At 70.2% G+C, this 24,540-nt stretch carries 25 protein-coding genes and 3 pseudogenes; 13 read left to right on the top strand and 15 right to left on the bottom strand.

Annotated features, from left to right (window positions below; all coding sequences use genetic code 11):
* Positions 1-131: 131 nt before the first annotated feature.
* A complete protein-coding gene (locus AC07FA_RS32610) occupies positions 132-1,457 on the bottom strand; it encodes an MDR family MFS transporter (RefSeq protein ID WP_479079949.1) in 1,326 nt (441 codons plus the stop codon).
* Positions 1,458-1,659: 202 nt separating this feature from the next.
* Here AC07FA_RS32610 and AC07FA_RS32605 point away from each other — a divergent pair, with 202 nt between their 5' ends.
* Positions 1,660-2,421: a phosphoglyceromutase gene (locus AC07FA_RS32605; RefSeq protein ID WP_479079948.1), complete on the top strand. Its 762-nt coding sequence runs from the start codon at positions 1,660-1,662 to the stop codon at positions 2,419-2,421.
* A gap of 99 nt (positions 2,422-2,520) precedes the next feature.
* Here AC07FA_RS32605 and AC07FA_RS32600 read toward each other — a convergent pair whose 3' ends face one another.
* From AC07FA_RS32600 to AC07FA_RS32575, 6 genes and pseudogenes are all read right to left on the bottom strand, one after another.
* On the bottom strand, positions 2,521-2,700 hold the full coding sequence (locus AC07FA_RS32600; protein ID WP_479079947.1) for a hypothetical protein: 180 nt from the start codon (positions 2,698-2,700) through the stop codon (positions 2,521-2,523).
* Positions 2,701-3,140: 440 nt separating this feature from the next.
* Positions 3,141-4,378: pseudogene (locus tag AC07FA_RS32595) on the bottom strand (tyrosine-type recombinase/integrase).
* Positions 4,378-4,578 carry a helix-turn-helix transcriptional regulator gene (locus AC07FA_RS32590; RefSeq protein ID WP_479079946.1) on the bottom strand — a complete coding sequence of 67 codons (201 nt, stop codon included), beginning with the start codon at positions 4,576-4,578 and terminating at the stop codon, positions 4,378-4,380. The pseudogene AC07FA_RS32595 and the gene AC07FA_RS32590 overlap by 1 nt, the downstream one beginning before the upstream one ends.
* A gap of 2 nt (positions 4,579-4,580) precedes the next feature.
* Positions 4,581-4,943: pseudogene (locus tag AC07FA_RS32585) on the bottom strand (replication initiator); the annotation flags it as partial.
* Positions 4,944-5,245: 302 nt separating this feature from the next.
* Positions 5,246-5,656 (bottom strand): hypothetical protein, encoded by a 411-nt coding sequence (locus AC07FA_RS32580; RefSeq protein ID WP_479079945.1) that lies wholly within the window; start codon positions 5,654-5,656, stop codon positions 5,246-5,248.
* A gap of 220 nt (positions 5,657-5,876) precedes the next feature.
* Positions 5,877-7,466 carry an MFS transporter gene (locus AC07FA_RS32575; RefSeq protein WP_479079944.1) on the bottom strand — a complete coding sequence of 530 codons (1,590 nt, stop codon included), beginning with the start codon at positions 7,464-7,466 and terminating at the stop codon, positions 5,877-5,879.
* Positions 7,467-7,582: 116 nt separating this feature from the next.
* Between AC07FA_RS32575 and AC07FA_RS32570 the strand changes: the two genes are divergently transcribed.
* From AC07FA_RS32570 to AC07FA_RS32560, 3 genes are all read left to right on the top strand, one after another.
* Entirely contained in the window at positions 7,583-8,497 is a 915-nt protein-coding gene (locus tag AC07FA_RS32570; protein ID WP_479079943.1) for a TetR/AcrR family transcriptional regulator C-terminal domain-containing protein, read from the top strand.
* 102 nt (positions 8,498-8,599) lie between these two features.
* On the top strand, positions 8,600-8,848 hold the full coding sequence (locus AC07FA_RS32565; protein WP_479079942.1) for a hypothetical protein: 249 nt from the start codon (positions 8,600-8,602) through the stop codon (positions 8,846-8,848).
* An 86-nt stretch (positions 8,849-8,934) separates the two neighbouring features.
* On the top strand, positions 8,935-9,126 hold the full coding sequence (locus AC07FA_RS32560; RefSeq protein ID WP_382737363.1) for a hypothetical protein: 192 nt from the start codon (positions 8,935-8,937) through the stop codon (positions 9,124-9,126).
* Positions 9,127-9,202: 76 nt separating this feature from the next.
* Here AC07FA_RS32560 and AC07FA_RS32555 read toward each other — a convergent pair whose 3' ends face one another.
* The 3 genes from AC07FA_RS32555 to mshA form a co-directional block, all read right to left on the bottom strand.
* Positions 9,203-9,988, bottom strand: coding sequence for a hypothetical protein (locus AC07FA_RS32555; protein WP_479079941.1), 786 nt, complete (start codon positions 9,986-9,988; stop codon positions 9,203-9,205).
* A gap of 228 nt (positions 9,989-10,216) precedes the next feature.
* Entirely contained in the window at positions 10,217-10,726 is a 510-nt protein-coding gene (locus AC07FA_RS32550; protein WP_479079940.1) for a type III secretion system chaperone family protein, read from the bottom strand.
* Positions 10,719-12,071, bottom strand: coding sequence for a D-inositol-3-phosphate glycosyltransferase (gene mshA / locus AC07FA_RS32545; protein ID WP_479079939.1), 1,353 nt, complete (start codon positions 12,069-12,071; stop codon positions 10,719-10,721). Before mshA ends, AC07FA_RS32550 begins: the two co-directional genes overlap by 8 nt.
* Before the next feature lie 190 nt (positions 12,072-12,261).
* Between mshA and AC07FA_RS32540 the strand changes: the two genes are divergently transcribed.
* From AC07FA_RS32540 to AC07FA_RS32530, 3 genes are all read left to right on the top strand, one after another.
* Positions 12,262-13,077 carry a class I SAM-dependent methyltransferase gene (locus tag AC07FA_RS32540; protein WP_479079938.1) on the top strand — a complete coding sequence of 272 codons (816 nt, stop codon included), beginning with the start codon at positions 12,262-12,264 and terminating at the stop codon, positions 13,075-13,077.
* Between the two features lie 251 nt (positions 13,078-13,328).
* Positions 13,329-14,390 (top strand): C40 family peptidase, encoded by a 1,062-nt coding sequence (locus AC07FA_RS32535; protein ID WP_479079937.1) that lies wholly within the window; start codon positions 13,329-13,331, stop codon positions 14,388-14,390.
* Between the two features lie 385 nt (positions 14,391-14,775).
* On the top strand, positions 14,776-16,101 hold the full coding sequence (locus tag AC07FA_RS32530) for a PP2C family protein-serine/threonine phosphatase (RefSeq protein WP_479079936.1): 1,326 nt from the start codon (positions 14,776-14,778) through the stop codon (positions 16,099-16,101).
* Here the strand turns inward: AC07FA_RS32530 and AC07FA_RS32525 are convergent.
* The 4 genes from AC07FA_RS32525 to AC07FA_RS32510 all read right to left on the bottom strand — a co-directional run bounded on the left by AC07FA_RS32525 (position 16,083) and on the right by AC07FA_RS32510 (position 19,001).
* Positions 16,083-16,421, bottom strand: coding sequence for a DUF2516 family protein (locus AC07FA_RS32525; protein WP_479079953.1), 339 nt, complete (start codon positions 16,419-16,421; stop codon positions 16,083-16,085). The two genes, AC07FA_RS32530 and AC07FA_RS32525, sit on opposite strands and share 19 nt — an antisense overlap.
* Positions 16,422-16,564: 143 nt before the next feature.
* Positions 16,565-17,173, bottom strand: a complete 609-nt coding sequence (locus tag AC07FA_RS32520; protein ID WP_479079935.1) for a hypothetical protein — start codon at positions 17,171-17,173, stop codon at positions 16,565-16,567.
* A 28-nt stretch (positions 17,174-17,201) separates the two neighbouring features.
* A complete protein-coding gene (locus AC07FA_RS32515; protein WP_479079934.1) occupies positions 17,202-17,744 on the bottom strand; it encodes a helix-turn-helix domain-containing protein in 543 nt (180 codons plus the stop codon).
* A 138-nt stretch (positions 17,745-17,882) separates the two neighbouring features.
* Positions 17,883-19,001: an FAD-dependent oxidoreductase gene (locus tag AC07FA_RS32510; protein WP_479079933.1), complete on the bottom strand. Its 1,119-nt coding sequence runs from the start codon at positions 18,999-19,001 to the stop codon at positions 17,883-17,885.
* 53 nt (positions 19,002-19,054) lie between these two features.
* On the opposite strand from AC07FA_RS32510, the gene AC07FA_RS32505 reads away from it, so the two are divergent.
* Positions 19,055-19,747, top strand: coding sequence for a TetR/AcrR family transcriptional regulator (locus tag AC07FA_RS32505; RefSeq protein WP_479079932.1), 693 nt, complete (start codon positions 19,055-19,057; stop codon positions 19,745-19,747).
* 218 nt (positions 19,748-19,965) lie between these two features.
* On the opposite strand, the pseudogene AC07FA_RS32500 reads toward AC07FA_RS32505, so the two are convergent.
* Positions 19,966-20,442, bottom strand: a pseudogene (locus AC07FA_RS32500) (hypothetical protein); the annotation flags it as partial.
* Between the two features lie 231 nt (positions 20,443-20,673).
* On the opposite strand from AC07FA_RS32500, the gene AC07FA_RS32495 reads away from it, so the two are divergent.
* The 5 genes from AC07FA_RS32495 (at position 20,674) to AC07FA_RS32475 (ending at position 24,516) form a co-directional block, all read left to right on the top strand.
* Positions 20,674-21,267, top strand: coding sequence for a dihydrofolate reductase family protein (locus AC07FA_RS32495; protein WP_479079931.1), 594 nt, complete (start codon positions 20,674-20,676; stop codon positions 21,265-21,267).
* 128 nt (positions 21,268-21,395) lie between these two features.
* Positions 21,396-21,779, top strand: a complete 384-nt coding sequence (locus AC07FA_RS32490; RefSeq protein WP_479079930.1) for a YciI family protein — start codon at positions 21,396-21,398, stop codon at positions 21,777-21,779.
* Between the two features lie 130 nt (positions 21,780-21,909).
* Positions 21,910-22,242: a deoxyxylulose-5-phosphate synthase gene (locus AC07FA_RS32485; RefSeq protein WP_479079929.1), complete on the top strand. Its 333-nt coding sequence runs from the start codon at positions 21,910-21,912 to the stop codon at positions 22,240-22,242.
* Positions 22,243-22,372: 130 nt separating this feature from the next.
* The gene (locus AC07FA_RS32480; RefSeq protein WP_479079928.1) at positions 22,373-22,861 is read left to right on the top strand and encodes a MarR family winged helix-turn-helix transcriptional regulator; all 489 of its coding nucleotides are present in this window, start codon (positions 22,373-22,375) and stop codon (positions 22,859-22,861) included.
* 170 nt (positions 22,862-23,031) lie between these two features.
* Positions 23,032-24,516, top strand: coding sequence for an MFS transporter (locus AC07FA_RS32475; protein WP_479079927.1), 1,485 nt, complete (start codon positions 23,032-23,034; stop codon positions 24,514-24,516).
* Positions 24,517-24,540 lie beyond the last annotated feature (24 nt).

Here is a 24,540-nt window from a genome sequence, read left to right as displayed (position 1 = left end):
CTCCCGCACCCCCTCGTTCCCCCCCCCCCCCCCCCTCCTCCCCCCCCCCCCCCCACCCCCCCCCCCCCCCCCCCCCCCCCCCCCCCCCCCCCCCCCCCCCCCCCCCACCGTGCGGGGCGTGGGCCGACCGGTCAGCCGGCGGCCTGCCCGGCCGCCGCGCTCTCCGCCTTCACCACCACCACCGGTACGCCGGCGGGCGCGGGGTCCCCGCTCTCCACGACCGTCGCCTCCCCCGCGACGCCCTCCTGCGGCAGGTTCCGTGTCAGCAGCCAGTAGCCCGCCGCCGCGACCGTGCCCAGTACGGCGCAGGCTCCCCAGAGCCACTCGGCGCCGTACCGGTCGATCACGAAGCCGGACATCAGCGGGGCGACCAGGGCAGCCGCCGACCAGGCCATCGTGTACATGCCCTGGTAGCGCCCGCGCCCCTGGTCCGGTGACAGCTGCACGACCAGGCCCGTCTGGGTCGGCGCGTTGATGATCTCGGCGAGGGTCCACACGCAGACCGTCAGCGCGTACGCGGCGATCGATCCCGCGAACGCCGTCAGCCCGAATCCGTACCCCGCGAGCAGCGACGAGATGACGAGCAGCTTGCGCGGGTCGCGGTGCTGGATGAAGCGCGTGACCGGGATCTGGAGCGCCACGATCAGCACACCGTTGACGGCGATCGCGGTGCCGAAGTCCGAGGCGGAGAAGCCGTCCGTGCCCATGGCGACCGGCAGGCCGACGTACCCCTGCTGGAAGATGAGCGCGATCACGAACGACAGCCCGACGACGCTCATGAACCGTCCGTCGCGCAGCACGGTGGAGAGCCGGACGTCGTCCTGGGCGTTCCTCTTCGTGCCGGGAGCGACGGGCGCCCTCTCCGGCCGTGACTCCGGCACCTTCATGAAGACGAGGACCGCGCAGACGAGTGTCATCGCGGCCTCACCCATGAACCCGGCGAGATAGCTGTACTCGGCGATGAATCCGGCACCGGCCGACGAGACCGCGAAGCCGAGGTTGATGGCCCAGTAGTTCAGGGAGAACGCCCGCACCCGGTCCTTCGCCGGGACGATGTCGGCCATCATCGCCTGCACGGCGGGGCGCGAGGCGTTGCTCGCCATGCCGACGAGGAACGCGACTCCGGCGATGGCCACCGGATGCACCATGAACCCGAGCAGCGCCACGGACAGCGCGGTCGACACCTGCGCGATCAGCATGGTGGGTCGGCGCCCCAGACGGTCCGTCATCACTCCGGCACCGAGGGAGGAGACGACACCGCCCAGCCCGTGGAGGGCGGCGACGAGACCCGCGTACGAGGCCGAGTAACCGCGGTCCAGGGTCAGATAGAGCGCCATGAAGGTCGCGACGAACGCCCCGAGGCGGTTGACGAGGGTGCTCGTCCACAGCCACCAGAACTCCCTGGGGAGACCGGCGACCGTCTCACGTGCGGCCTTTCTGAGACCGTCGACAGACATGCGGATTCCCCCCGGGGACGTACGGAACTGGCGCGGACCGTAAGTGGCCCGATGGCAATCCGAATATTACGAAGCCGGGTTTTACGTACGCCACTGGATTGACGCCCCCCGTCAATCGACGCCCCACACCCCCTCCCCCGCCCGCTGTCCGCCCTGTGGCCGGGCGCGCGCGGGCCGCAGGGGTTCGATTACGCTCGGACTCATGGCCGACGCACCGTACAAGCTGATCCTCCTCCGCCACGGCGAGAGCGAATGGAACGCGAAGAACCTGTTCACCGGCTGGGTGGACGTAGACCTCACCGACAAGGGCGAGAAGGAGGCGGTCCGCGGCGGTGAGCTGCTGAAGGACGCCGGCCTGCTCCCCGACGTCGTGCACACCTCCCTCCAGAAGCGCGCGATCCGCACCGCCCAGCTCGGGCTGGAAGCCGCGGACCGCCACTGGATCCCGGTCCACCGCTCCTGGCGTCTGAACGAGCGCCACTACGGCGCCCTCCAGGGCAAGGACAAGGCGCAGACCCTGGCCGAGTTCGGCGAGGAGCAGTTCATGCTCTGGCGCCGCTCGTACGACACCCCGCCGCCGCCCCTCGCGGACGACGCCGAGTTCTCCCAGTTCAACGACGCGCGCTACGCGACGCTCCCGAGCGAGCTGCGCCCGCGCACGGAGTGCCTCAAGGACGTCGTCGAGCGCATGCTGCCGTACTGGTTCGACGGCATCGTCCCGGACCTCCTCGACGGCAAGACCGTCCTGGTCGCCGCCCACGGCAACAGCCTCCGCGGCCTGGTCAAGCACCTGGACGGCATCTCCGACGAGGACATCTCGGGCCTCAACATCCCGACGGGCATCCCCCTCGTCTACGAACTGGACGCCGACTTCCGCCCCCTGAAGCCGGGCGGCACGTACCTGGACCCGGACGCGGCGCGGGCGGCGATCGAGGCAGTGAAGAACCAGGGCAAGAAGAAGTAAGCAGAGCCGAAGAAGCCCCCCGCCTGCGGGTTCTCCGCGTGGTGGGGGGCTTTTTGGTGTGCTGGGCCGCCTGTGGGCCGTCAGATGCTCAACGAGCCGTCAGGCGCGTGGGCTCCAGCGGCGGATGCGGATGTCGAGGACGATCAGCAGTGCCACGGGGACGGCGATCTCAGCGGGGGCGTCAGCCCAGAGGGCGAGTGCGCCGCCGGCAGTGCCGATGAGCGCGATCGGCGAGTCACGAGGACAGATGTCGAGGGTGACACCTGTGCGTGGGACCATGAGACCTCCATCTGCGGTTGGTTCCTGGCTAGGGATTCCGAGTGCGGAAATGGAAACGAATGCCGCCCATGCACGGGCGGCATTCACATGTGGTGAGACTTTCGCACAGCTCGGCTTCACAGACAAACGTGCAGCTAGAAGCATGGCTGCTACAGCCACAGTAGAAAAGTCGCAGATTGCCGCACGTCGGCGTTGATTCCGTTTCACTGGATGGACGCCTTGTTGTACAGCTTGGACGGCTCGAACATCCCTCCCTAGGGAGGGATCATCCCTGGCCAGGAGGGATGCTCGAGTGACCTGCCGCCTCCCAGGCGTTCTTTTCGATAAACCGTAAGCTTCCTTCCACGGATGGAACTGCCCACCCAGGGAAGGATGCCGAGTTTCTGTACGTTGATTCAAGCCGTGTGCTCATTTTGTGAGCCTTGCTGGACTGCCAGAGTTCAGTTTCTACACCCTGAATTTTCGTATGCGTGCTCGATTGCCTTTCGAGTGCGTTCTTGGCTGGACGGCATCAGGTGCGCGTACACGCGCAATGTCAGGCCGGGATCCGAGTGCCCGAGGTACTCAGCGAGCGCCTTGACGTTCTCCCCAGCGTCCAGCAGCACCGACGCGTAGAAGTGCCGCATCGCGTGCATGCCGTTCTCGCGTGACTCGGCGTGCGGAGCGCCGGCCTCCGCGACGGGGATGACTCCGGCCGACACCAGAGCCGGTTTCCACGCCTCCTCGTTCAGCGAGGTTCGCCAGACGTGACCACCGCGCGGTGCCGTGAAGACGAGCCGCTTGGTCACCAGCGGTCCGCCCGCGACCTTCCACGGCAACGTGATCTCGACCGGCGGGAACTGCTTCATGTGTGCCCGCAGCGCGTCCGCGACAGGGCCGGGAAGCGGCACGTCCCGCAGCTTGCCGCCCTTGGGCGGAGCGAAGACGGGCTTGCTACGGCTCAGCTTGAGCTGCTGAACGACGTGCAGCGTGTCCGAGCGGAAGTCGATCGCGTCCACCGCGACGCCGAGGATCTCGCCTTGCCGGAGGCCACAGCCGCCGCCCAGGTCGACCATCGCTTGGTACCGGTCGGGCATAGCCGCGCGCACCGCGAAGAGCCGTTCCGTCGTCCAAGGCGTGACGCGCTTGGTGTCAACGGTCGGCGGCCGTACCGATCGGGCAGCGCAAGGGTTCCGAGGAAGGTGCCCGTCGTCCACGGCCGCACTGAGAGCTGCCCTCACATTGGAGTAGATCGTCCGGGCGTACGAGCCACGGACACCGTTCGCCTGGAGCTGCTGCACCCAGTCGCGGATGTGCGCCGGCTGGAACGAGCCGAGCGGGCGCGTGCCGAGGTACGGGAACGCGTGGAGCCGGAGCTGCGACTCCATCGAGGCTTGCGTGTTGGGGTCGGCCCCTTGCGTGGACACCCAGCCCTCCGCGTACTGCTGGAAGGTGTCCGTGCGGCGCGAGGATCGATGTACTGGCCCCGCGCCATGTCCGCTTCGGTGTGGGCCAGCCACTGATCAGCGAGCCGCTTCTGTCGGTCCGGGAAGCTCTTCGACTTCTCCGTGCCGTCCGGCCCGACGTAGCGCGCGCGGTAGCGGGACCCCAAGCCGTAGCGATCCGACTTCACCTTGCGCGGCTTGCCGTCAGGACCGGTCACGGTCACGAACCAACGGTCCTGCACGTGTCCGGCCATCAGGCGGCCACCTCGCCCCGACGGGAGTCGACCCAGGCCCGTACGTCGTCGGGGTCGAAGCGGAGGTGCCGGCCGACACGAAACCCGCGGGGACCAGTCCGCTTCCGGCGCCACTGGTAGACCATCTCGACGCTGGGCAGCTCGAATATCTCGACCAGGTCGTCAGGCGTCAGGTAGCGGCTCGGCAGCGGATGCGCCATGGTCACCACTCCCCCTCGTCGACCAGCTCCGCCATGGCTTCACGGGCGGTCTCGCGATTGAGCTGGAGACCACGGGCGATGGTCGCGGCGAGGACGGATTCGCCGGGTGAGTGGCCGTGGCCGGCGTACTGCCAGTCGGTCAGGACGAGCACGGTGTCCGGGACGCGGTCCGCCAGGCCGAGGGACTGCTGTTCCTGCGCGGCGCGAAAGTCGGCGCGGGCCTGGCGGAGTTCGCCGAGGGTGGTCGAGTAGCGCCGGGACTTCGAGGAGAAGTGCCCCCGGAACCCGAGCATGTGCGCCCAGGCCCACAACCGACGTTCGGGATAGAGCGGATCCAGGAGGTGACACGCGGCAATGAGGCGGCGGGCGCAAGCGCAGCGAGCGTGAGTGAAATTCCTGAAGCGGTGCTCGGACCCGCCTCATGCTGGGCCGTCTCTGGGCCGTCCGAGGTTGCTCGACAGCACCCGATGAAGACCAATGGCGACCGCTCACCCAGAGTCGATCAGTGTCTCCACCTGCGAAAACCCTGGTCGGCGAGGTCTACCGCAAGACCCAGGGCAAGAAGAAGTAGCACGAACTGAACAAGCCCCCTGTCTGCGGATGTGCCGCAAGCAGGGGGCTTGTCGTTGTACTGGGGCTGTCGCTGGGCCGTACGGTCCTGCGCGCCCTACGCGGCGCCTGCCCGGGGTCCTTTGTCTCGTTTCACAGAGACGATCACGGCAGAGGCGGCGGCGGTCACGAAGAAGCTCCCCATCATGACCATCCCCACGCCGATCACGAAAAGGCCGCTGGAGTCGTCCGACCAGTCGTAGAAGGCGGCGGCGGTCAGGCCGACCGTCGTACCGAGCACGGCGCCCGCGATGTAGCGTCGGGACGCCGCCCAGTACACCGCTGCCAGCAGGGTCAGCACCAGCCCGATCACCTGCCACGCCTCGTACGGGCCGGTCTCCGAACCATCGGGTTGCACGTCACGGTGCTGGTCCCAGCCCAGCCAGGCAGCCCATGCCGCGAGCGTCACCACAGCCATCATGAGGACCATCAACAGCTGGGGAACGAGTTTCATCGGTCGTCGTCGCATGGCCCAAGCGTTCCGGCTCGCCCAGGAGTCGACCAGAGCGCATGTACTCAGTTCTTCGCTGGGCATCTCGTCGGCCTGCGTTCACCTTGTGGCAGAGGTGCGGTTGATCCTCGGCAGGGCTTCGCTCCGATGCGGTTCGGCGTCTGAAGCCCGGGAAGCGTAAAGGCATTTCGCGGATGCGACGGAGCGTTGCACGCAACGCTCCGTCCGCGATCCCGGGTCAGTGCGGGCCGACCGCGTCCGCCCGCTGCTTCCCACCGTCGGGGTGGTCGGAGTGGGAGGCGTCGGCGGCCGCGCTCTCCGTCTTCGCCGTCCCCCGCAGCAGCACCAGGGACATCGCCGCGGCAGCCGCCATCGTCGCCGCGGCTCCCACCCCCGCGTAGCTCATCCCGTGCGTGAAGGCTTCGCGGGCTGCCGTGAGTACCGTGTCCGCCGTTGCCTTCGGGAGGTGGGAGGCCACTGCCGTGGCGCCGCCCAGGGTCTCGCGTACCGCGTCGGCGTCCCGAAGGCCGGGCGGCAGGGTGTCCGCCATGTCGCGGCTGTACACCGCCGCACCGATCGAGCCGAGGATGGCCATGCCGAGGGCGCCGCCCAGTTCCTGGCCCGATTCGAGTACCGCCGCCGCCGAGCCGGCGCGCTCGGGCGGGGCGGCGCCGAGGGCGAGTTCGTTGGCCAGGGTCATCGCCGCGACCAGGCCGCCCGCGTAGACGGCGCCGCCGGTGAGTGTGAACCACAGGGCCGAGTCCGTACGGATCTGGGTCAGCCAGAGGAAGCCGCAGGCGGAGACGAGGAACCCGCCGCACATGACGTACGCACGGTCGAACCGCTGCGCGAGTACCGCGCCGGTCGGGGCCATGACCGCGACGCCCGCGGCCGGCACCAGGCTCCACAGGGCCGCCTCCAGGGGTCCCATGCCGAGGACGGACTGCAGGTACTGCGTGAAGAAGACGGCCATACCCACCGTGGCGAAGATCGCCAGCAGGTTCGTGCCGACCGCGCCCCCGAAGGCGCGCTGCCCCAGCAGTCCGAGGTCGACCATCGGGTGCGCCAGACGCCTCTGGCGGCGGACGAAGAGGTATCCGAGCACGAGTCCGCCGCTGATCCCGAGGGCCGGCAGGGGCGCGTAGCCGTGCCGGGCGAGTTCCTTGATGCCGTAGATCACCGGGAGCAGGGCGGCCAGCGAGAGCACCGCGCTCAGCAGGTCGAACGGTTCGCGGTCCTTCGACCTGAACTCCGGTACGAGGAACGGGACCAGGACCAGCAGGAGCAGCATCGCGGGCAGGTTGATCAGGAAGACCGAGCCCCACCAGAAGCGCTCCAGCAGCAGGCCGCTGACGACCGGTCCGAAGGAGACGCCCGTGGTCATGACGGCTGTCCAGACCGTCACCGCCTTGGCGCGCTGCCGCGCGTCGTGGAAGAGGTTGCGGATGAGGGCGAGGGTCGACGGCATCAGGGCGGCGCCACCGAGGCCGAGCAGTGCGCGTACGGCGATGAGCGCCTCTGCGGACTGGGCGTACGCGGCGGCCACCGAGGCGGCGCCGAACACCACGGCCCCGGCGAGCAGCACGGTACGGCGCCCGAGCCGGTCGCCGAGCGCGCCCATGGTGATGAGGAGCCCGGCGAGTACGAAGCCGTACATGTCGAGAATCCACAGCTGCTGGGTGGCGCTCGGTGCCAGATCCTCGCTCACGTACGGGATGGCGAAGTAGAGGACGGACACGTCCATCGAGACGAGGAGCAGGGGCAGCATCAGGACGCCGAGGGCGATCCATTCCTTTCGGCCCGCGCGGGGGCCGGTGTATGTCTCCATGAGTCATGACGGAAGCGGGTCCGTGCGTACACCGCAAACAGCTGCCTAGTGCACCTGACATGCATCCCATGGCCTGGACGGGAGACAGCGGTTGAGTGCACTAGTACAGTGCCGCCATGGCCAGCGATCCGCCCTACCTCCGCATCGCTGCGGACATCCGCCGCCGCATCACCTCGGGGGAGTTGTCGCCCGGCGATCCGGTCCCCTCGACCCGGCGCATCACGCAGGAGTGGGGGGTCGCCATGGCCACCGCCTCGAAGGCGCTGGCCGCCTTGGCGCAGGAGGGGCTGGTACGGGCCGTGCCCGGGGTCGGCACGGTGGTCGCGGAGGTCCGGCGGGAGGGGGGCAGGGCTGCGCCGGGCCAGGGCCTCACCGCCGAACGGATCATCCGCACCGCGATCGAGCTGGCCGACGTGGAGGGGCTCGGCGCCGTGTCGATGCGCCGGATCGCGACGGAGTTCGGTACGTCCACCATGGCCCTGTACCGGCATGTGCCCAGCAAGGCCGAACTCGTACGGCTGATGTCGGAAGCCGTGTTCAGGGAGGAGCCCACGGGCCCTCCGGCCGGCTCATGGCGCGTCCGACTCGCCCTGGAGGCACGGTGGTTGTGGGCCCGGTACGAGCGTCACCCCTGGCTGGCGCGGGCGATGGCAGCTCTCACCCGGCCGATGGCCTCACCCCACGCCATGCGGTACACCGAGCGCGTGCTGGCCTCCCTCGCGGGGCTGGGCCTCGCTCCGTCCCAGATGCTCCACACGCATCTGACCCTGCTCGGGTTCGCCCAGGGGATCGCGATGGCGATGGAGCTGGAGTCGCAGGCGCGGCAGGACACCGGTATGACGCCGGACGAGTGGATGGCGTCCAACGAGCCGCGGATGGAGGCCATCCAGACGTCCGGGGCCTATCCGGTCCTGTCGACGCTCTTCGGCCCTGATGAGTTCGACCTCGACCTGGACGCGCTCTTCGAGTTCGGTCTCGAACGCGTACTGGACGGCGTCCAGGTGCTCACCGAGCAGGCCACGACCCTATGATCGTGCGCGTCGTGGACTGTCCCTGACACACCCGCTGGTACGCGCGAACGTGCGCGAGAAACCGAACGGGCGTGAAGAGCAAGGAGATCGGGGAGAACGATCATGGGCGAGCCCCTGAAGACCTACGTCGGCGGCACCGAAGTCGACGTGCCCAACAGCATTCCGGACATCCGCACCGCCCTGCCCGAGGACAGACGCACCGAGTTCGACCGTGCGATCAACGCGGCGGGAGTGGACGAGATCCACGCGGTCATGCGGCACTGGATGCTGGAGGCCGTGCCCGATCCGGAGGCCGAAGGCATCCTGGTCCGGCTGGCGCAGGACGAGGCCGAGAGGCGGCAGGTCCTTTGAGCCGCCACCGCAGGGACCGGAGCCGGCCGGGTGCCGGTGCGTTCCGCATCTCGTACGCGCCGCCGGCGGACGACACGCTGGCCAAGATGCGGGACGGCGATCCGTTCCGCGACGAGATGGCCCGCACGCTGGGCCGTGATCCGTACGGACACGGGTCGTGCGCCGTCAAGAGCGAACACGACCGCCGCGAGGCGACGGTCCTGGGCGCCATCGTCCTCTACTACGTCTCCGGGTCGGTCCTGACCGTCACCGTGGTGAGGCTCGTACCGCTGCCCTGAGAGGCGTGCCACCGGCCTGGAACACGGACGCGCCCCACCTTTCGGGCAGGGCGCGCCAGGTCGTGGCGGGCGGTGATCAGGCGAGCTTCGCCGCCTGGGCCGCGACCACGGCCGCCGGCAGTTCGAGCGTGCCCTTGCCGCTGGCCGCCGCGAGGTTGAACGAGGTGAACGTGGCGACCGTGCCGCCCTGGCGCAGCGCCACGAGCGTCAGCGGGGCGCTCTCGCCGTCCTGCTCGGCCAGCAGCGTCCAGGCGAGGGCTTCCTCGCCACCGGTGACCTTCGCCTCGGTGATCTTGGTGACCTTCTGCGTCTCACCGGCCGCGGTGATGCTGAAGCCGCCGGCGCAGTCGGTCGCGGCCTTGCGGAGCGCGGCGATGTTGCCCTCGGCGGTCGCACTGTCGTAGGAGGAGAGCGTCAGCAGCGTGGACGTCAGGTCGAAGGCCGACGTGAGCGAGTCCTCGACGTCCCCCTCGGTCATGTCGCCGCCGTCGATCTTGGGCTCGCTGATCACCTGGCGCTTGGTGCTGGCGGTCGGCTTGCCCTCCTCCGCGCCGTAGAACGCGCGGGCCAGGGGGGCGCACGCCTCCTTGTCCGAACTGACGTCGGCGGCCGCGACCGAGTCCTCGGCACCGGCCTTCGTGATCTTGTGCCCCTCGACGTCACCCTGGGCCAGAGAAGCCTTCTCCAGCTCGGCGGCGGTCAGCGCCTTGACGGCGGGCTTCCCGGCGGCGCCTTCCTTGGCGCCGTCCTTGGCCCCGTCACCCTTGCTGCTGGAGTCCGAGCCTCCGCAGGCCGTGGCCAGCAGGGCCAGGGCCGCCACGGAAGCGGCGAGGGCGGTACGGCGTACGGCGGTGGCGCGCATGGTTCATCTCTCCGTCTCATGGAACAACGACCCTTGTCCGGCGCGGCAGTTAGACGCCGCTCGGGGTAGGTCGTCGCAGTGCGTCACACTCTAGATTCGGACACCTGTCCGGTGATCGGCTTGACCAGTCACGGGACGCGATTGTGATTCGCCTGTGATCACTCTGTGAATACGCCGACGTGCCCGGGAGGGCTCGGGGAGCGAGGGTGACCGCGCCGACGGGGCGCTTCAGGCGGTCGGACGCTGGGTCAGATGCGCGAACGCGTCCAGATTCCGGGTGGACTCGCCTCGCGAGACGCGCCACGCGTACTCCTTGCGGATCGCGCTCGCGAAGCCCAGCTCAAGGAGGGTGTTGAACGATCCGTCGGCCGCTTCGAGGACGGTGCCGAGCAGCCGGTCCAGTTCCTCCGGAGTGACGACGCCCAGCGGGAGTTTGCCGGCCAGGTAGATGTCGCCGAGGGGGTCGACCGCGTAACTCACGCCGAAGAGGCGGAGGTTGCGCTCCAGCAGCCAGCGGTGCACAGCGGCGTCGTTCTCGTCCGGATGGCGGATGACGAAGGCGTTGATCGAGAGGGAGTGCTTGCCGACGAGCAGGGAACACGTGGTGAACAGCTTGCGGGTGCCGGGCAGCTTCACGACGTAGTTGCCGGGCTCCGGGCTCTCCCATTCGAGCTCCGCGTCATTCAGCGTCGCCTCGATGACCTGCGCCACTGCTGCTTCGTCGGGTACGTCAGCCATGGTGCGAGCGTACGTGACGGCGGTGCTCGTACATCGCTGCCGTGTACACATCGGATGTCGCCGCCGCCGCCGTGTCCCAGCCGAACGACTGGGCGTGCGCGGCCGCTGCCGCCCCCATCCGTCCCACCAGCTCCGGTGTGTCCACGAACCGGCCCAGTGCACCGGCGTACGCCTCCGGGTCGTGCCCGGGTATCAGGAAGCCGCTGACCCCGTCCCGTACGGCCACCGGGAGACCGCCCACGGATGCCGCGACGACCGGGGTGCCGGCCGCCTGGGCCTCAATGGCGACGAGGCCGAAGGACTCGCTGTACGAGGGCATGACCAGCACGGACGCGGCCCGGAACCAGTCGGCGAGCTGGTCCTGCCCGACGGGCGGGTGGAACCGTACGACGTCGGCGATGCCCAGCCTCGCGGCCAGCTTGTGCAGACCCTCCGGCTTGGCGAGCCCGCTGCCGCTCGGCCCGCCGACGACGGGTACGACCATCCGGTGACGGAGCGAGGGGTCACGGTCCAGGAGCACCGCGACGGCTCGCAGCAGGATGTCGGGGGCCTTCAGCGGCTGGATGCGGCCGGCGAAGAGCGGAATGAAGGCGTCCTGCGGCAGTCCGAGGCGGGCGCGTGCCGCGGCGCGGCCGTCCGCCGGGCGGAAGCGGTCCAGGTTGACGCCGGGGTGGACGACGGCGACGTTGCCGTGGTCCGCCTCGTAGAAGCGCACCAGCTCGTCCGCCTCCTCCGCCGTGTTCGCGATGAGCCGGTCCGAGGCGCGCACGATCTGCGTCTCACCGATGACGCGGGCGGCGGGCTCGGGGGTGTCCCCCTCGGCGAGCGCCGCGTTCTTGACCTTCGCCATGGTGTGCATGGCGTGGACGAGGGGAACGCCCCAGCGCTGCGCGGCCAGCCAGCCGACCTGGCCGGAGAGCCAGTAGTGGGAGTGGACGAGGTCGTAGTAGCCGGGGCGCTGGCCGGCCCAGGCCTGCATCACGCCGTGCGTGAAGGCGCAGAGCTGCGCGGGCAGCTCCTCCTTGGCCAGGCCTTCGTACGGCCCCGCGTCGACGTGCCGGACGAGGACGCCCGGCGACAGCTCCACCGCCGGGGGCAGGGCGCCGGTCGTGGCCCGGGTGAAGATCTCGACCTCGATGTTGATCGCGGCGAGGCGCTTGGCCAGCTCCACGATGTAGACGTTCATACCGCCGGCGTCGCCCGTACCGGGCTGGTGCAGCGGAGAGGTGTGGACGGACAGCATCGCGATGCGCCGCGGCTTGCGGTGCGTGCCCGGGAAGCCTCCGGGGAACCGGATACGCGGGGTCACGCGGCTGCCCCCGAGCCGGGAGACGTACTGGCTCACGTCGTCCGTTCCTCCTCACTCCGGGCATGGCTGCTCAGGGGCGCACAGGTCCCTGCGAAGACGAGAACAGCGACATGCGGCCGTTCATTCCGCTTTACCGAACCATGACCGGGCCGCGCGCCGGGGGCGGCCCCGGGCGGGCACCGGCCGACCGTCTTCCCCCTTTCCGGCTTCGCATACGCTCGCTGTCATGCGCCAGCGCCCCATCGGCACCGCGACCCGCGGGACCACGAACCCGAACCGGCTGCGCCGTATGGACCGCTGGATCGCCGCGACCCACGGCCCCGCCCTGCGCCGCTCGGACTCTCCCCTCGCCGTCGACCTGGGCTACGGGGCGGCCCCCTGGACGGCCGTCGAGCTGCTGGCACGCCTGCGCACCGCCGAACCGCGCACGGCGGTGGTCGGCATCGAGATCGACCCGGAGCGGGTGGCGGCGGCGAAGCCGTACGAACGCGAGGGGCTCACGTTCGTACACGGCGGCTTCGAGATCCCGGTCCCGCCGGGCACCGCACCGGCCGCCGATCCCGCCGGGCGGCCTTCCCTGATCCGGGCGGCGAACGTGCTGCGGCAGTACGACGAGGGCGAGGTCGCCGCGGTGTGGCGGCGGCTCTGCGCGCGGCTGGCTCCCGACGGCCTGCTCGTCGAGGGCACCTGTGACGAGATCGGGCGCCGTCACGTGTGGGTGGCACTGGGCCCGGAGGGTCCGCGCACGGTCACGTTCGCGACCCGGCTGGGCTCGCTGGAGCGCCCGTCCGATCTCGCGGAGCGCCTCCCCAAGGCGCTGATCCACCGCAATGTGCCGGGCGAACCCGTCCATGCCTTCCTGCGGGACTTCGACCGGGCCTGGGCGGCGGCCTCCCCGTACGCCTCGCTGGGTGCCCGGCAGCGCTGGATCGCGACGGCGCGGGCCCTGTCCGGGGAGTGGCCGCTGACGGACGGGGAACGGCGGTGGCGCCAGGGCGAGATCACGGTGCGGTGGGACGCGCTGCGGCCCGGCGATGCGTGAACGGGGGCCGCCGTACGGGTACGTCCGCCCGAGACGTCCCTCCGAGACACCCGTCCGACACGCCCGTACGGCACACTGCGGGAACACCGACGGCTCACCGTTCGTCGACACGACGGGGCGGTGTCGGCCTCTGTTGCTTTACGGGCCGACATGGCACGATCTCGACGTTGCTGAAAAGTTACTGACGGTAAGTCAGAAAGCCGTATTCGTACGGTCTGGCTTGTGTCGCTTTGTTCCTGGAGGGGGAGTCCGTGAACCGACGCCACTGTGCCGCTGCCGCGATCACTCTGGTCTGCGCGCTGGCTGTACTGGCCGCGCCGGTCCAGGCGATGGCCGCACCACTGCCGGAGCCCGCTCCCAGCGCTCCGGCGGCAGGGGGGAAGAGCCTCGAAGAGGTGCGGGAGGAGATCGACACCCTCTACCGCAAGGCGGGCGCGGCCACCGACGCGTACAACCTGGCCGAGGAGCAGACGGCCAAGCAGTCCGGCGAGATCATCAAGCTGGCCAAGGCGATCGTCGACGGCCAGGCGAAGATCGCCGAGCTCAAGAACAGAGCGGGCGCCCAGGCCCGCGAGCAGTACCGCAACGGAGGACTGCCGCCCGGCGCGCAGTTGGTCCTCAGCAACGATCCGCAGCTCTTCCTCGACGGTGTGAACCAGGTCAGGCAGGGCCAGCAGGCGTCCAAGAGCGTCCTGGCCGAACTGACGCGTACGCAGGAGGACTTGGAGACGTACACCAAGGACGCCAGCATCAACTGGGAGAAGCTCGAAGCCAACCGCCTCCAGCAGGCCAAGGCCAAGAAGAAGATCAACGCCCAGATCGCGGCGGCGAAGAAGATCGAGTCGCAGCTGGCGAAGGAGGAGCGGGCGCGCCTGCTCAAGCTCGAGGAGCAGGCGCAGTACACGGCGCAGACCGCCTGGCTCGGCTCCGGAGCGCTCAGGGACATCAACCGCGAGGCGAGCGCGAGCGGCAAGCAGGCCGTGGCCTTCGCGACCGCGCAGATAGGAAAGCCGTACGTATGGGGGGCCGAGGGCCCCGACACGTACGACTGCTCGGGGCTGACCTCCCAGGCCTGGGCGGCGGCGAAGCGCCCGATCCCGCGTACCTCGCAGGAACAGTGGCGCCTGCTCCCGCGCATCGCCATCAAGGACATGCGCCCGGGCGACCTGATCATCTACCACGCCGACGCCAGCCACGTCGGGATGTACGTCGGCGACGGCGCGATCGTCCACGCACCGCGCCCCGGGCGGAACGTCACGCTGACGGGTGCGGGATCGATGGCGATCCTGGGAGTGGTCCGCCCGGACAAGTGAGCGAGGCGGGGCGCGGCCGGGCGAACTGGGTGGCCGGGCAGGCGGGCAGGGCTGGATGTCCAGGCAGGCGGGCTGTAGGGCAGGACGCCGGGGCACGCGACTCCCGGTCCGTGAGCCACGCCACCCCGCCCCCGCTCCACGACGTGAGCCGGACCACGCGGCGGCACGGAGGGCGGGTGATGTTTGTCATGGCCCACACCCCCCGCAGGGCGCGCACATCTCGCCGGTTCCGTGACAGGAAGCGGCTTATGACTGCGCATATGACGGAGGCCGAGTTCCGTTCGCCATTCCGTTCCCCTGCCACGGACCGCTATCGTCCCCGTCTGGCGGGTCGTCGATCGTCGTCCCGCCGCGCCCTCGGGGGGAGGGAAGGAAACCAGAACCGATGCCCGTACCCGAACCGCAGCACCGTGCCGTGACCGCTGCGGACGCCACCTATGGCGCCGACCTCACCCTTCTGGTGATCGAGGCCGACCCCACGGGCACCTTCAGCGTCCCCGAGCTGCCGTCCGCCGCCGGGACCCGGGTCCGCGTCCGCTCGGCCCGCAACCTCACCGAGGCGGGCCGGCTCCTCACCGACGACGTCGACTGCATCCTGCTGGACCTGGCCCTTCCCGTCGGCTCCGAAGCACGGGCGGAAGCGACACTGGCGGACGGCCTCGCCACGCTCAAGCACGTACTGCGGATCGCGCCCCGCCACGCCGTCCTCGCGCTCACGGCGGAGGACGACGCCGAGCTGGCCGCGGAGGCCGTACGGGTCGGCGCACAGGACTATCTCTTCCGCGGCGAGCTGGACGGCCGGCTGCTGAGTCGCGCCATCCGGTACGCCGTCGAGCGCAAGCGCGCCGACATCGCCCAGCACCAGCTGACCGAGTCCCGGCTGCGTGCCCAGGAGAACGCCCGGCTGGAACGCGGCCTGCTGCCCACGCCCCTTCTCCAGGGCTCGGACCTGAGCTTCGCCTCCCGTTACCGGCCGGGCCGCAGCCGCGCCCTGCTCGGCGGCGACTTCTACGACACGGTCCGTACGCCGGACGGCACGGTCCACGCGATGATCGGCGATGTCTGCGGCCACGGCCCGGACGAGGCGGCGCTCGGCGTCGAACTGCGCATCGCCTGGCGGGCGTTGACGCTGGCGGGCCTGTGCGGGGACCAGCTCCTCTCCACGCTCCAGCAGGTGCTGGAGCACGAACGGGAGAGCGAGGAGATCTTCGCGACGCTCTGCACCGTCGACATCTCCCCCGACGGCCGCCGCGCCGGTCTCTGCCTGGCGGGCCACCCCGCACCGCTGATCACCCGCCAGGGGCGTGCGGCGCATCTGCTTCCGTACGAGGACGGGGGGCCCGCCCTCGGCCTGCTGCCGCGCGCCCGCTGGCCGCGCCGACAGGTCGAACTGGGCGGCTCCTGGAGCCTGATGATGTACACGGACGGGCTCATCGAGGGGCGCGTCGGCCCGACCGGCACCCAGCGCCTCGGCCAGGACGGCATGGTCGCCATGATCAACCGTCAGCTGGAAGAGGGCCTCCGCGGCGAGGACCTGCTGGAGGCCGCGCTCGCGCAGGTGCAGGAGCTGAACGGTGGCGAACTCACCGACGACGTCGCGGTCCTGCTGCTGGACCGCGACGAGGACGTCATACGCCGACGGGGGCGGGGTCTCCCCCGCCCCCGCTCCGCCTCGGCCGCGACCTCGACCGCTCAGCGCCCGCCGTTGTAGGGACCGTACGGCCCGTCGCTGCTGGACCCACCGCCTCGGCGTCCGCCGCCACCGCCCGAGATCTGCCGCACGGCGGGCCGCACGTCGACGATGTACACGATCGTCGCGATCAGTCCGATGATCGGCAGGAACGACATGATCGGGAAGAGCCAGATCACCACGAACGCGATCGCGAGGATGATCAGCCAGAAGGGCTTGGTCTGCTTGTCGGCCGCGCGATAGGCGTCCTCACGCCGAATGATCGCGTCCACCAGAGCGAAACCGCTCAAGAGGATCAGCGCCAAGCTCAAGAGGGACATCAGCCCCGCGAAACCCTGCATCAGCACAGTGCCCACCGCCTGTCAGACCGGCCATAACGTGGCCACGCTACCGGGAGAACGGACCGGACACCGCGAGGGTGCCCGAGCCGTGACCCTGTTCTTCGCTTCTCAGCCGTTCACCGGCGCATCGCTTGCGCCCGGGGTCACTTACCGGCGGGCGGCGTGGTCTTCTTCGCCACCGGCTTGCGCGCGGGCGCCTTCTTGGCGGGCGCGGGCGCCGCCTTGGCGTCCGCCTGCTTCGGTACGGGCTTCGCGGCGGGGGCCGCGGTCTCCGCCTTCGGCTTCGGCTTCGCCTTGGGCTCGGCCTCGACGACGGCGGCGATCTCGACGATCTCGTCGGCGGTCTCGCCGCGCCACGTCCTGACGCTCTGCTCGCCGTGCTCGGCGACCCGCTCGTACGCCTCACGGGCCTTGACCGCGTACTCGGCGGCCACGCCCACACTGCGCAGTGCCAGGTCCTGAGCGGTCTCGCCGAGCTTCTTCAGATCGGTGTCGAGCGCGCCGATGACCTCGGTGACCTTCGCCTGAACGGTGGCCTGCGCCTCCCTGGCCTGCGCGGTCACCTTCTCCTGCACGGCCTTGGGGTCACTGTTGCGCACGGCCTCGATGCGCTCGGGCGCGTCGGCCCGCAGCTGCTCGATCAGCGCCGGGACCTTACGCGCCTGCTGGACGGCGAGGTCGGCCGTACCGGCGGCGAAGTAGAGGGGGGTCGGGTCGGTGAGGGTCTTGCGCAGGTCATCGGTGATGGCCATGACTGTGGTCCTCCCGGATCATCAGAAGTCAGCTTGAGGGTGTGCGTGCATCACTGCCGCCGGCCGTGCGGGGCCCGCGGGCATCCGCGTCGGCGTCGAAGTCCACTGTGTCGCCCACGGCACCCGGAACGCCGTCACCGGCGTGTCCATCGGCGCCTGTGTCGCGGGCCGCGCCGTCGCCACCGGCCTCGGACCGGGGCTCGACATCGGCTTCGGCTTCGGCTTCGAAGCCGTTCTCCTTGCGGAAGGAGTCGTAGATCTGGAGCAGCACGTTCTTCTGCCGCTCGTTGATGGACGGATCGGCCAGAATGACCGCCCGCGTCTCCAACTCGTCCCGCTCCCGCTCGTCCAGAATCCCGGCCCGCACGTAAAGCGTCTCGGCGGAGATCCGCAGGGCCTTGGCAACCTGCTGCAGAACCTCCGCACTGGGCTTGCGCAGGCCACGCTCGATCTGGCTGAGATAGGGATTGGACACCCCGGCGGCATCGGCGAGCTGCCGCAGCGAGAGCTGCGCCGTGCGGCGCTGCTCACGCAGGTACTCACCGAGACTGCCGACGTTGAGTGATGCCATGACTCGATACTGCAACACCCTTGCTAACTTTTGCAAGCGCCCGCTTGCAAAAGTGTTCCCGCGGCCCTGCCGCCGTTCCCCGGCGAGTCTCGTGAAGCCGCGGCGAGCTGCTGATGCTGGTGCTCTCGCGCTTGGCAGTCAGGATGGCTGGACTTCGTCGAAGAGGGCCAGGGCTTCGGCGGGGTCCGGGCTCACGAGGCGTTCCAGACCGGCCGTCGTGATCTTCGCCCACCTGCCGGCCCGTGCCCACATCTGTTTCTCGAAGGCGCGGACGGTCTCGTCCAGATCCTCAGGGCCGGCGGCGACGGACTCGGCGAGTTCGGCGCCTTCCAGCATCGCGAGGTTCGCGCCCGCCCCCAAGGGAGGCATCAGGTGGGCGGCGTCGCCCAGGAGCGTCACCCCGGGAACGTGGGTCCAGGTGTGGGACACGGGCAGGACGTGGAGGGGGCGGTGGACGAAGGCGGTGCCGTGACGGAGGAGGTCGAGGACAGGAGCGGCCCAGCCGTCGAACAGAGCCAGCAGACTCGATCGCACGGCCTCGACGTCGGCCAGGTCCACGTTCGCGTGCCAGTCCAGAGGGGCGCGGAACTGGGCGTACACCTTGACGTGGCCGCCGCTGTTTCGCTGGGCGACGAGAGCCCGGTTCACGCCGTACACCGCCACGGAACCGTCGCCGACCAGCCGGGCGAGGTCGGGATGGCGGGTGTCGACGTCGTCGAGGGAGGTCTCGACATAGGTGACCCCGGTGTAGTGCGGCGTCGCCGACGAGACCGCCGGGCGAACCCGGGACCAGGCACCGTCCGCGCCGATCACCAGGTCGAACGTCTCCCGCCGCCCGTCCGCGCAATGGATTAGTACGCCGTCCCGGGTCCCTGGCACCACCTGCGTCACGCCCCGGCCCCATCGGACGTCGAGAGGGCCGAGCAGCAGATCACGGAGTTGCCCCCGGTCGATCTCGGGATGGGCCCGGTCGTCCGGACGGGGTCGCCAGTCGCGTAGGACGGTCCCGTCCGTGCCCAGGATGCGCATGGCCTGCCCCTCGGGACGGGACAGCGCCTGGAACTCCGCCAGCAACCCCGCCTTGTCCAGCGCGAGCTGGCCCAGCCCTTCGTGCAGGTCCAGGATGCCGCCCGGGGGGCGGGCTTCCCTGGCGGGATCGCGTTCGAGGACGGTGACCGGGTGACCATGACGGTGCAGGACGCGGGCGAAGGTAAGGCCGGCAGGACCGCTCCCGACCACTGCGATGCGGTGTCTCATAGCGATACACCGTATTGCTCGTATACGGTGCATCGCAACGGTACGGTGTGAGCATGACTGTCTGGGACCGGCCGGAACCGCCGTCTCGCCCCGCGCCACTCGACCGGGAGCGAATCGTCGCCGCCGCCATCGCACTGGCCGACGAGGGCGGGCTGGAGGCGGTGTCGGTACGCAAGGTGGCCGCCCGCCTGGACGCGGGCCCGATGCGGCTGTACAGATACATCTCCAGCAAGGAGGAGCTGTTCGACCTCATGGTGGACGAGGTTCAGGCCGAGATCCTCCCCGAGGAACAGCCCGGTGACTGGCGGGAGGCGCTGCGCGTCCTCGCCCAGCGCACCAGGCAGGCCGCTCTCCGCCACACATGGCTGGCCGACCTGCTCGGCGGTCGCCCTGCCATGGGTCCGAACAGCCTCGCGGTGGCCGAGGCCACGCTGTCTTCCTTCGACGGTCTCGCCGACGTCGACACCGTCATGCGCGCCGTGGAGACGGTCAGTTCCTACTTCATCGGCGCGATCAGGCGCGAGACCGCGCACCTGCGGGCCGAGCACGCCACGGGCCTGTCCACGCACGACTGGCAGCGCGCCCACGGTCCCCACATGACGAGCATGCTGGCCACCGGCCGCTTCCCGGCGTTGGCCAAGGCCGTACACGACGGCACGGACGTGGACGCCGAGACATCCTTCGCAACCGGCCTGGACTGGGTCCTCGACGCCGTGGCCACCAAACTCGCCCGGCCGCCGGCGTGACGCTCAGCGCTTGCCGAATGCGAGCGAGGCCGGGGCCGGTGTCCACGGGCCGTGCGACCTGCGTGGCCACCATGAATCCTGCCGAAGGCCCCTCGCATCACCTCAGCGGTTAAGAGTCACGACCCATCGCCGGGGGATCGCGGCGGACTGTGCGCTCACTCGGACGAGGGGTATGGCCCTGTTCGCTGCCCAGTCCTTGCAGGTCCCCCGTTGTCCGCTCAGTCGTCAAAGTGGAGCTCAGGTCGGGTCCAGACGGTGAGGTCGCTGCTGGTGGCGACCGCCAGGGTCAGGCCGGAGGGAGAGAACCCGGCTGCGCGGAGTTCCGAGTGCTCGGAGTGGAAGATGTGCCACCACGACCCTCCCGCCGGGCCTTGGTGGGACCCGCCGTCGGCGGAGAGGATGACGCGCTCGTGGGGCCACTCGGGGCTGACGACATCCAGGGTCCAGCCGTCCGGTGTGGTGCTGTGCAGGCCGCCGCCGAAGAGCCCGGCGATGCGCACCGGGTCGCCTGCGATCGGGCCGAGCCCCGGGCAGGTGAGGTCCGGGTGGGCGTCGGGGGTGCTCGTATCGGGGTCAGGCTCCCGGTCGCGGGCAATCTTCTCGCCGGTCACCGCGTCGAAGAGTCCATGGCCGTCGCTGGACACGACCATGACCAGGTCGTGACCGCTGTCGGGATGAACGGCGAATCCGACGCCCTCGCTCGGAGTGGCCTGCTGCCCCGCATCTCCGCCCCCGTATCGCGGATTCTCCGTTGCGGTGATCGGTACGGAGCATCCGCAGAACACCGATCGGCGCCGGCGCAGCTCAGCCCACCGACGCGCGCCATGAGCTGGATCACAGTTCATGATCGACTGAGTGCGATGAATTTCGGACCGGGCCGCGGTCTTATGTGGCGTAACCCGCACAGGAAATGAGGAGCGAGTCCCATGCGCATCGTGATCACTGAGTTCATCAGCCTGGACGGCGTCGTGCAGGCCCCCGGCGGCAAGGGTGAGGACGAGGACGGGGGGTTCGCGCACGGTGGGTGGACGGCTCCGTTCTTCGACGAGGTCGTGGGCGGGGCGTTCGACGAGGCGACGGCGAAGGCCGGAGGGCTGCTCTTCGGGCGTCGTACGTGGCAGACGATGGCCGGTGCGTGGCCCGAGCGGGCCGGTGACCCGTTCGCCGACCGGATGAACTCCCTGCCGAAGTACGTCGTGTCCCGGACCCTCGGCGACGACGAGCTGACCTGGAACAACACCACGCTCATCCCCGGCGGCGAGGCCGTCGGGCGCATCCGCGAGCTGCGCGGCACCGAGGGCGGTGACCTCGTCGTGATGGGGAGCCCCACGCTCGTACGCACGCTCCTGAGTGAAGGTCTGGTCGACGAGCTGCGGCTCATGGTCATGCCGGTGCTGCTCGGCGGCGGTAAGTCGATCTTCCCCGACGGCGGCGCGCTGAACACGCTGGAACTGGTCTCCACGGTCACCAGCGGTACGGGTGTGAACGTGTGCACCTACCGCCCCGTCGCCGCCGGCTAGACGTCCGGCCGCGGAAAAGATTCTGGGGCGCGTGTCGATCCGGCCCTGTCCCGTTCGACGCAAGGGTGAAAGGCAGGGAAGAGCGCCACTGTGGCGGGACGCCCCGCCACCCCGACCGAGGAGTCACCATGCCGCGTTTCCTGACGATGATCCGTACCGACGAGCAGAACGTTCCCACCGAGGACCCCGGCCCCGAGTTCGGTGAGCGCATGGGCGCTCTGCTGGAAGAGATCACCAAGGCCGGGGTCATGCTGGAGACCGCAGGCCTCACCCCGACCTCCGACAGCACCAGGGTCACCTGGTCCGGCGGCAGGATGACGTACACCGACGGGCCCTTCACCGAGACCAAGGAAGTCGTCGGCGGGTACTCCATCATCCGCGCCAAGAACAAGGCCGAGGCCGTGGAGTGGGCCGACCGGTTCCTCCGGCTCCACCCCGAGAGCTGGTCCCTCACCGCCGAGGTCCGCCAGATCAACGACGACGACGAGGGCAACGAAGGCGACGAGGGCTGACCCGGCGCGCGGCCGTTCGCATCGGACCCCGGTCCGGGGCGCCCTGCGGGCCCGGGCCGGGTCGCGCGCGGCGCGACGGCCGAAGGTAAAGCGCTCGAACGCAGGGTGCGCGACGCCTTACCCTCGCCGCATGTCCCACGTGAAGACCGCGTACGTCTGTCTGCCGTGCCGGGCCTCGTACAAGCAGCCGTACGAGAGGTCACGCGCGCGCGTCTGCCCGCGCTGTGCCGGGCCGCTGATCCACGTCGGTTCGGCCTTCGCCGCGCCGAAGCGGCGGGACACCGCGGCCTGGCGGACGCTCTCCGTGCTGCTCCACGCGGGCATCCGCTTCCACAAGGACTGCTGCTTCGGCGGGCCCGGCTACCGGCCCCGCACACTCAGCGAGATCCGGGAGCGCACGGCGTACGCCGAGGCCAGCGGGGAGCCGTTCGCCACGGCCCTCCTCCGCCGCGAGCTCCCCTGAACGCCGCGGGCTCCCCAGAGCGCCGCGAGCCCCCCGACCGCCGCGAGCCCCCCGACCGCCGCGAGCTCCCCCGAGCAGGCCATCTCCTAACGGACAATCCGTCACGGACCTAATTGTTACGCTGGTGAGCATGACCGCCATGACTCCCGCCCGTACGGAACCGGACCTCTCCTTCCTCCTCGACCACACCAGCCACGTCCTGCGCACCCGGATGTCGGCAGCCCTGGCCGAGATCGGACTGACCGCACGCATGCACTGCGTCCTGGTGCACGCCCTGGAGGAGGAGCGCACCCAGATCCAGCTCGCCGAGATCGGCGACATGGACAAGACCACGATGGTGGTGACCGTGGACGCCCTGGAGGCAGCCGGGCTCGCCGAGCGCCGCCCCTCCAGTCGCGACCGGCGCGCCCGGATCATCGCGGTCACCGAGGAAGGCGCGCGGCTGGCCGTCCAGAGCCAGGCCATCGTCGACCAGGTGCACAAGGACGCGCTCGTCACGCTCCCCGAGGACGACCGCAAGGCCCTCCTCCGCGCCCTCAACCAGCTGGCCGCCGAACACCTGGCCTCCCCCGCGGAGAACCCCGGGGCGGTAAGGCGCGCCCGCCAGAGCAAGAAGTGACGTAGCGAGCGGCAGCAGCAGGCAGAGGGCGGGCAGACAGACAGGCAGGCAGGCAGAGCGGCAGACAGCCAGAGAACGGAGCGAATCGAAAGCGGGACCGAGATAGATAGTCTGCAACGAAACCATCTGCTACGGTTTCTCGTGTCGACCCAACCGACAGGAGACGCCCGATGCCTGCCACCGCACCCTCCGCACCCTCCGCGCCGCCCAGCCCCACGCCCGCCCCCTCCCCCAGCGCCATCCCCAGTCCCGCGCCCACGCTCCGCACCCGCCGACTCGCCCTCGGAGTGATCGCCACCGGGATGCTGATGATCGTCCTGGACGGCTCGATCGTGACCGTGGCGATGCCCGCCATCCAGCGCGACCTGGGGTTCACCCCCGCCGGCCTCAGCTGGGTGGTCAACGCCTACCTGATCGCGTTCGGCAGCCTGCTCCTGCTCGCCGGGCGGCTCGGTGACCTGATCGGCCGCAAGCGGATGTTCGTGGCCGGCACCGCCGTGTTCACCGCGGCCTCCCTGCTGGCCGGTGCCGCCGCCTCCCCCGCCGTACTGATCGCCGCCCGCTTCCTCCAGGGCATCGGCAGCGCGATGGCCTCCGCGGTCGGCCTCGGCATCCTCATCACCCTGTTCACCGACCCCCGCGAACGCGCCAGGGCCATCGCCGTGTTCTCCTTCACCGGAGCGGCGGGCGCCTCCATCGGCCAGGTGCTCGGCGGCGTCCTCACCGATGCCCTCGACTGGCACTGGATCTTCTTCATCAACCTGCCGATCGGGCTCGCCGCCCTCGCGATCGCCGTACGCGTCCTGCCCGGCGACCGCGGCCTCGGACTCGCCGCGGGAGCCGATCTCTTCGGCGCGCTCCTCGTCACCTCCGGTCTGATGCTCGGCATCTACACGGTCGTGAAGGTCGAGGAGTACGGCTGGACCTCGGCCCCCACGCTCGGCCTCGGGGCGCTCGCACTCGCCCTGCTCGCCGCCTTCGTCGCGCGCCAGGCCACGGCCCGCAACCCGCTCATGCCGTTGCGGATCTTCCGGTCCCGCAGCGTCTCGGGGGCCAACCTCGTCCAGGTGCTGATGGTGGCCGCGCTGTTCTCGTTCCAGATCCTGGTGGCCCTCCACCTCCAGAACGTCCTCGGGTACGGGGCCGCCGAGACCGGTCTGGCCATGCTTCCGGCCGCCGCCGTCATCGGAGCCGTGTCGCTGGGCGTCTCCGCCCGCCTGAACGCCCGTTTCGGTGAGCGTGGTGTGCTGCTGGCCGGGATCGCGCTGCTGATCGGCGCACTGGGGCTCCTCACCCGCCTTCCCGCACAGGCGGATTACGTCACCGACCTGCTGCCCGTGATGCTCCTCGCGGCCGGATTCGGACTCGCGCTCCCGGCCCTGACGACGCTCGGCATGTCCGGCGCGGGGGACGACGACGCCGGGCTCGCCTCGGGGCTCTTCAACACCACGCAGCAGATCGGCATGGCGCTCGGCGTCGCCGTGCTCTCCACCCTGGCGGCCACCCGCACCGACACCCTCCGCGCGGCCGGCCACACCCGGGCCGAGGCCCTGACCGGGGGCTACCACCTGGCCTTCGGTGTCGGCACCGGACTCCTCGTCACCGCCTTCGCCGTCGCCCTCCTCGTACTGCGGCGCCCCGCGCCCGACGCCTGACCCACCCACCCACCCGTCACGGAC

Source organism: Streptomyces sp. NPDC045968 (genome assembly GCF_056430475.1).
Note: the sequence above shows the minus strand (reverse complement) of the source record. Positions and strands in the feature narration are given on the sequence as shown.

Coding starts and splice junctions, on each gene's coding strand:
- AC07FA_RS32520 (WP_479079935.1), bottom strand. CDS start 17,173: ATGGCCATCACCGATGACCTGCGCAAGACCCTCACCGACCCGACCCCC.
- AC07FA_RS32490 (WP_479079930.1), top strand. CDS start 21,396: ATGCCGCGTTTCCTGACGATGATCCGTACCGACGAGCAGAACGTTCCC.
- AC07FA_RS32480 (WP_479079928.1), top strand. CDS start 22,373: ATGACCGCCATGACTCCCGCCCGTACGGAACCGGACCTCTCCTTCCTC.
- AC07FA_RS32590 (WP_479079946.1), bottom strand. CDS start 4,578: ATGGCGCATCCGCTGCCGAGCCGCTACCTGACGCCTGACGACCTGGTC.
- AC07FA_RS32540 (WP_479079938.1), top strand. CDS start 12,262: ATGCGCCAGCGCCCCATCGGCACCGCGACCCGCGGGACCACGAACCCG.
- AC07FA_RS32505 (WP_479079932.1), top strand. CDS start 19,055: ATGACTGTCTGGGACCGGCCGGAACCGCCGTCTCGCCCCGCGCCACTC.
- AC07FA_RS32525 (WP_479079953.1), bottom strand. CDS start 16,421: ATGCAGGGTTTCGCGGGGCTGATGTCCCTCTTGAGCTTGGCGCTGATC.
- AC07FA_RS32580 (WP_479079945.1), bottom strand. CDS start 5,656: ATGCGACGACGACCGATGAAACTCGTTCCCCAGCTGTTGATGGTCCTC.
- AC07FA_RS32515 (WP_479079934.1), bottom strand. CDS start 17,744: ATGGCATCACTCAACGTCGGCAGTCTCGGTGAGTACCTGCGTGAGCAG.
- AC07FA_RS32485 (WP_479079929.1), top strand. CDS start 21,910: ATGTCCCACGTGAAGACCGCGTACGTCTGTCTGCCGTGCCGGGCCTCG.
- AC07FA_RS32555 (WP_479079941.1), bottom strand. CDS start 9,988: ATGCGCGCCACCGCCGTACGCCGTACCGCCCTCGCCGCTTCCGTGGCG.
- AC07FA_RS32550 (WP_479079940.1), bottom strand. CDS start 10,726: ATGGCTGACGTACCCGACGAAGCAGCAGTGGCGCAGGTCATCGAGGCG.
- AC07FA_RS32565 (WP_479079942.1), top strand. CDS start 8,600: ATGGGCGAGCCCCTGAAGACCTACGTCGGCGGCACCGAAGTCGACGTG.
- AC07FA_RS32495 (WP_479079931.1), top strand. CDS start 20,674: ATGCGCATCGTGATCACTGAGTTCATCAGCCTGGACGGCGTCGTGCAG.
- AC07FA_RS32610 (WP_479079949.1), bottom strand. CDS start 1,457: ATGTCTGTCGACGGTCTCAGAAAGGCCGCACGTGAGACGGTCGCCGGT.
- AC07FA_RS32575 (WP_479079944.1), bottom strand. CDS start 7,466: ATGGAGACATACACCGGCCCCCGCGCGGGCCGAAAGGAATGGATCGCC.
- AC07FA_RS32530 (WP_479079936.1), top strand. CDS start 14,776: ATGCCCGTACCCGAACCGCAGCACCGTGCCGTGACCGCTGCGGACGCC.
- AC07FA_RS32570 (WP_479079943.1), top strand. CDS start 7,583: ATGGCCAGCGATCCGCCCTACCTCCGCATCGCTGCGGACATCCGCCGC.
- AC07FA_RS32475 (WP_479079927.1), top strand. CDS start 23,032: ATGCCTGCCACCGCACCCTCCGCACCCTCCGCGCCGCCCAGCCCCACG.
- AC07FA_RS32560 (WP_382737363.1), top strand. CDS start 8,935: ATGCGGGACGGCGATCCGTTCCGCGACGAGATGGCCCGCACGCTGGGC.
- AC07FA_RS32510 (WP_479079933.1), bottom strand. CDS start 19,001: ATGAGACACCGCATCGCAGTGGTCGGGAGCGGTCCTGCCGGCCTTACC.
- AC07FA_RS32600 (WP_479079947.1), bottom strand. CDS start 2,700: ATGGTCCCACGCACAGGTGTCACCCTCGACATCTGTCCTCGTGACTCG.
- AC07FA_RS32605 (WP_479079948.1), top strand. CDS start 1,660: ATGGCCGACGCACCGTACAAGCTGATCCTCCTCCGCCACGGCGAGAGC.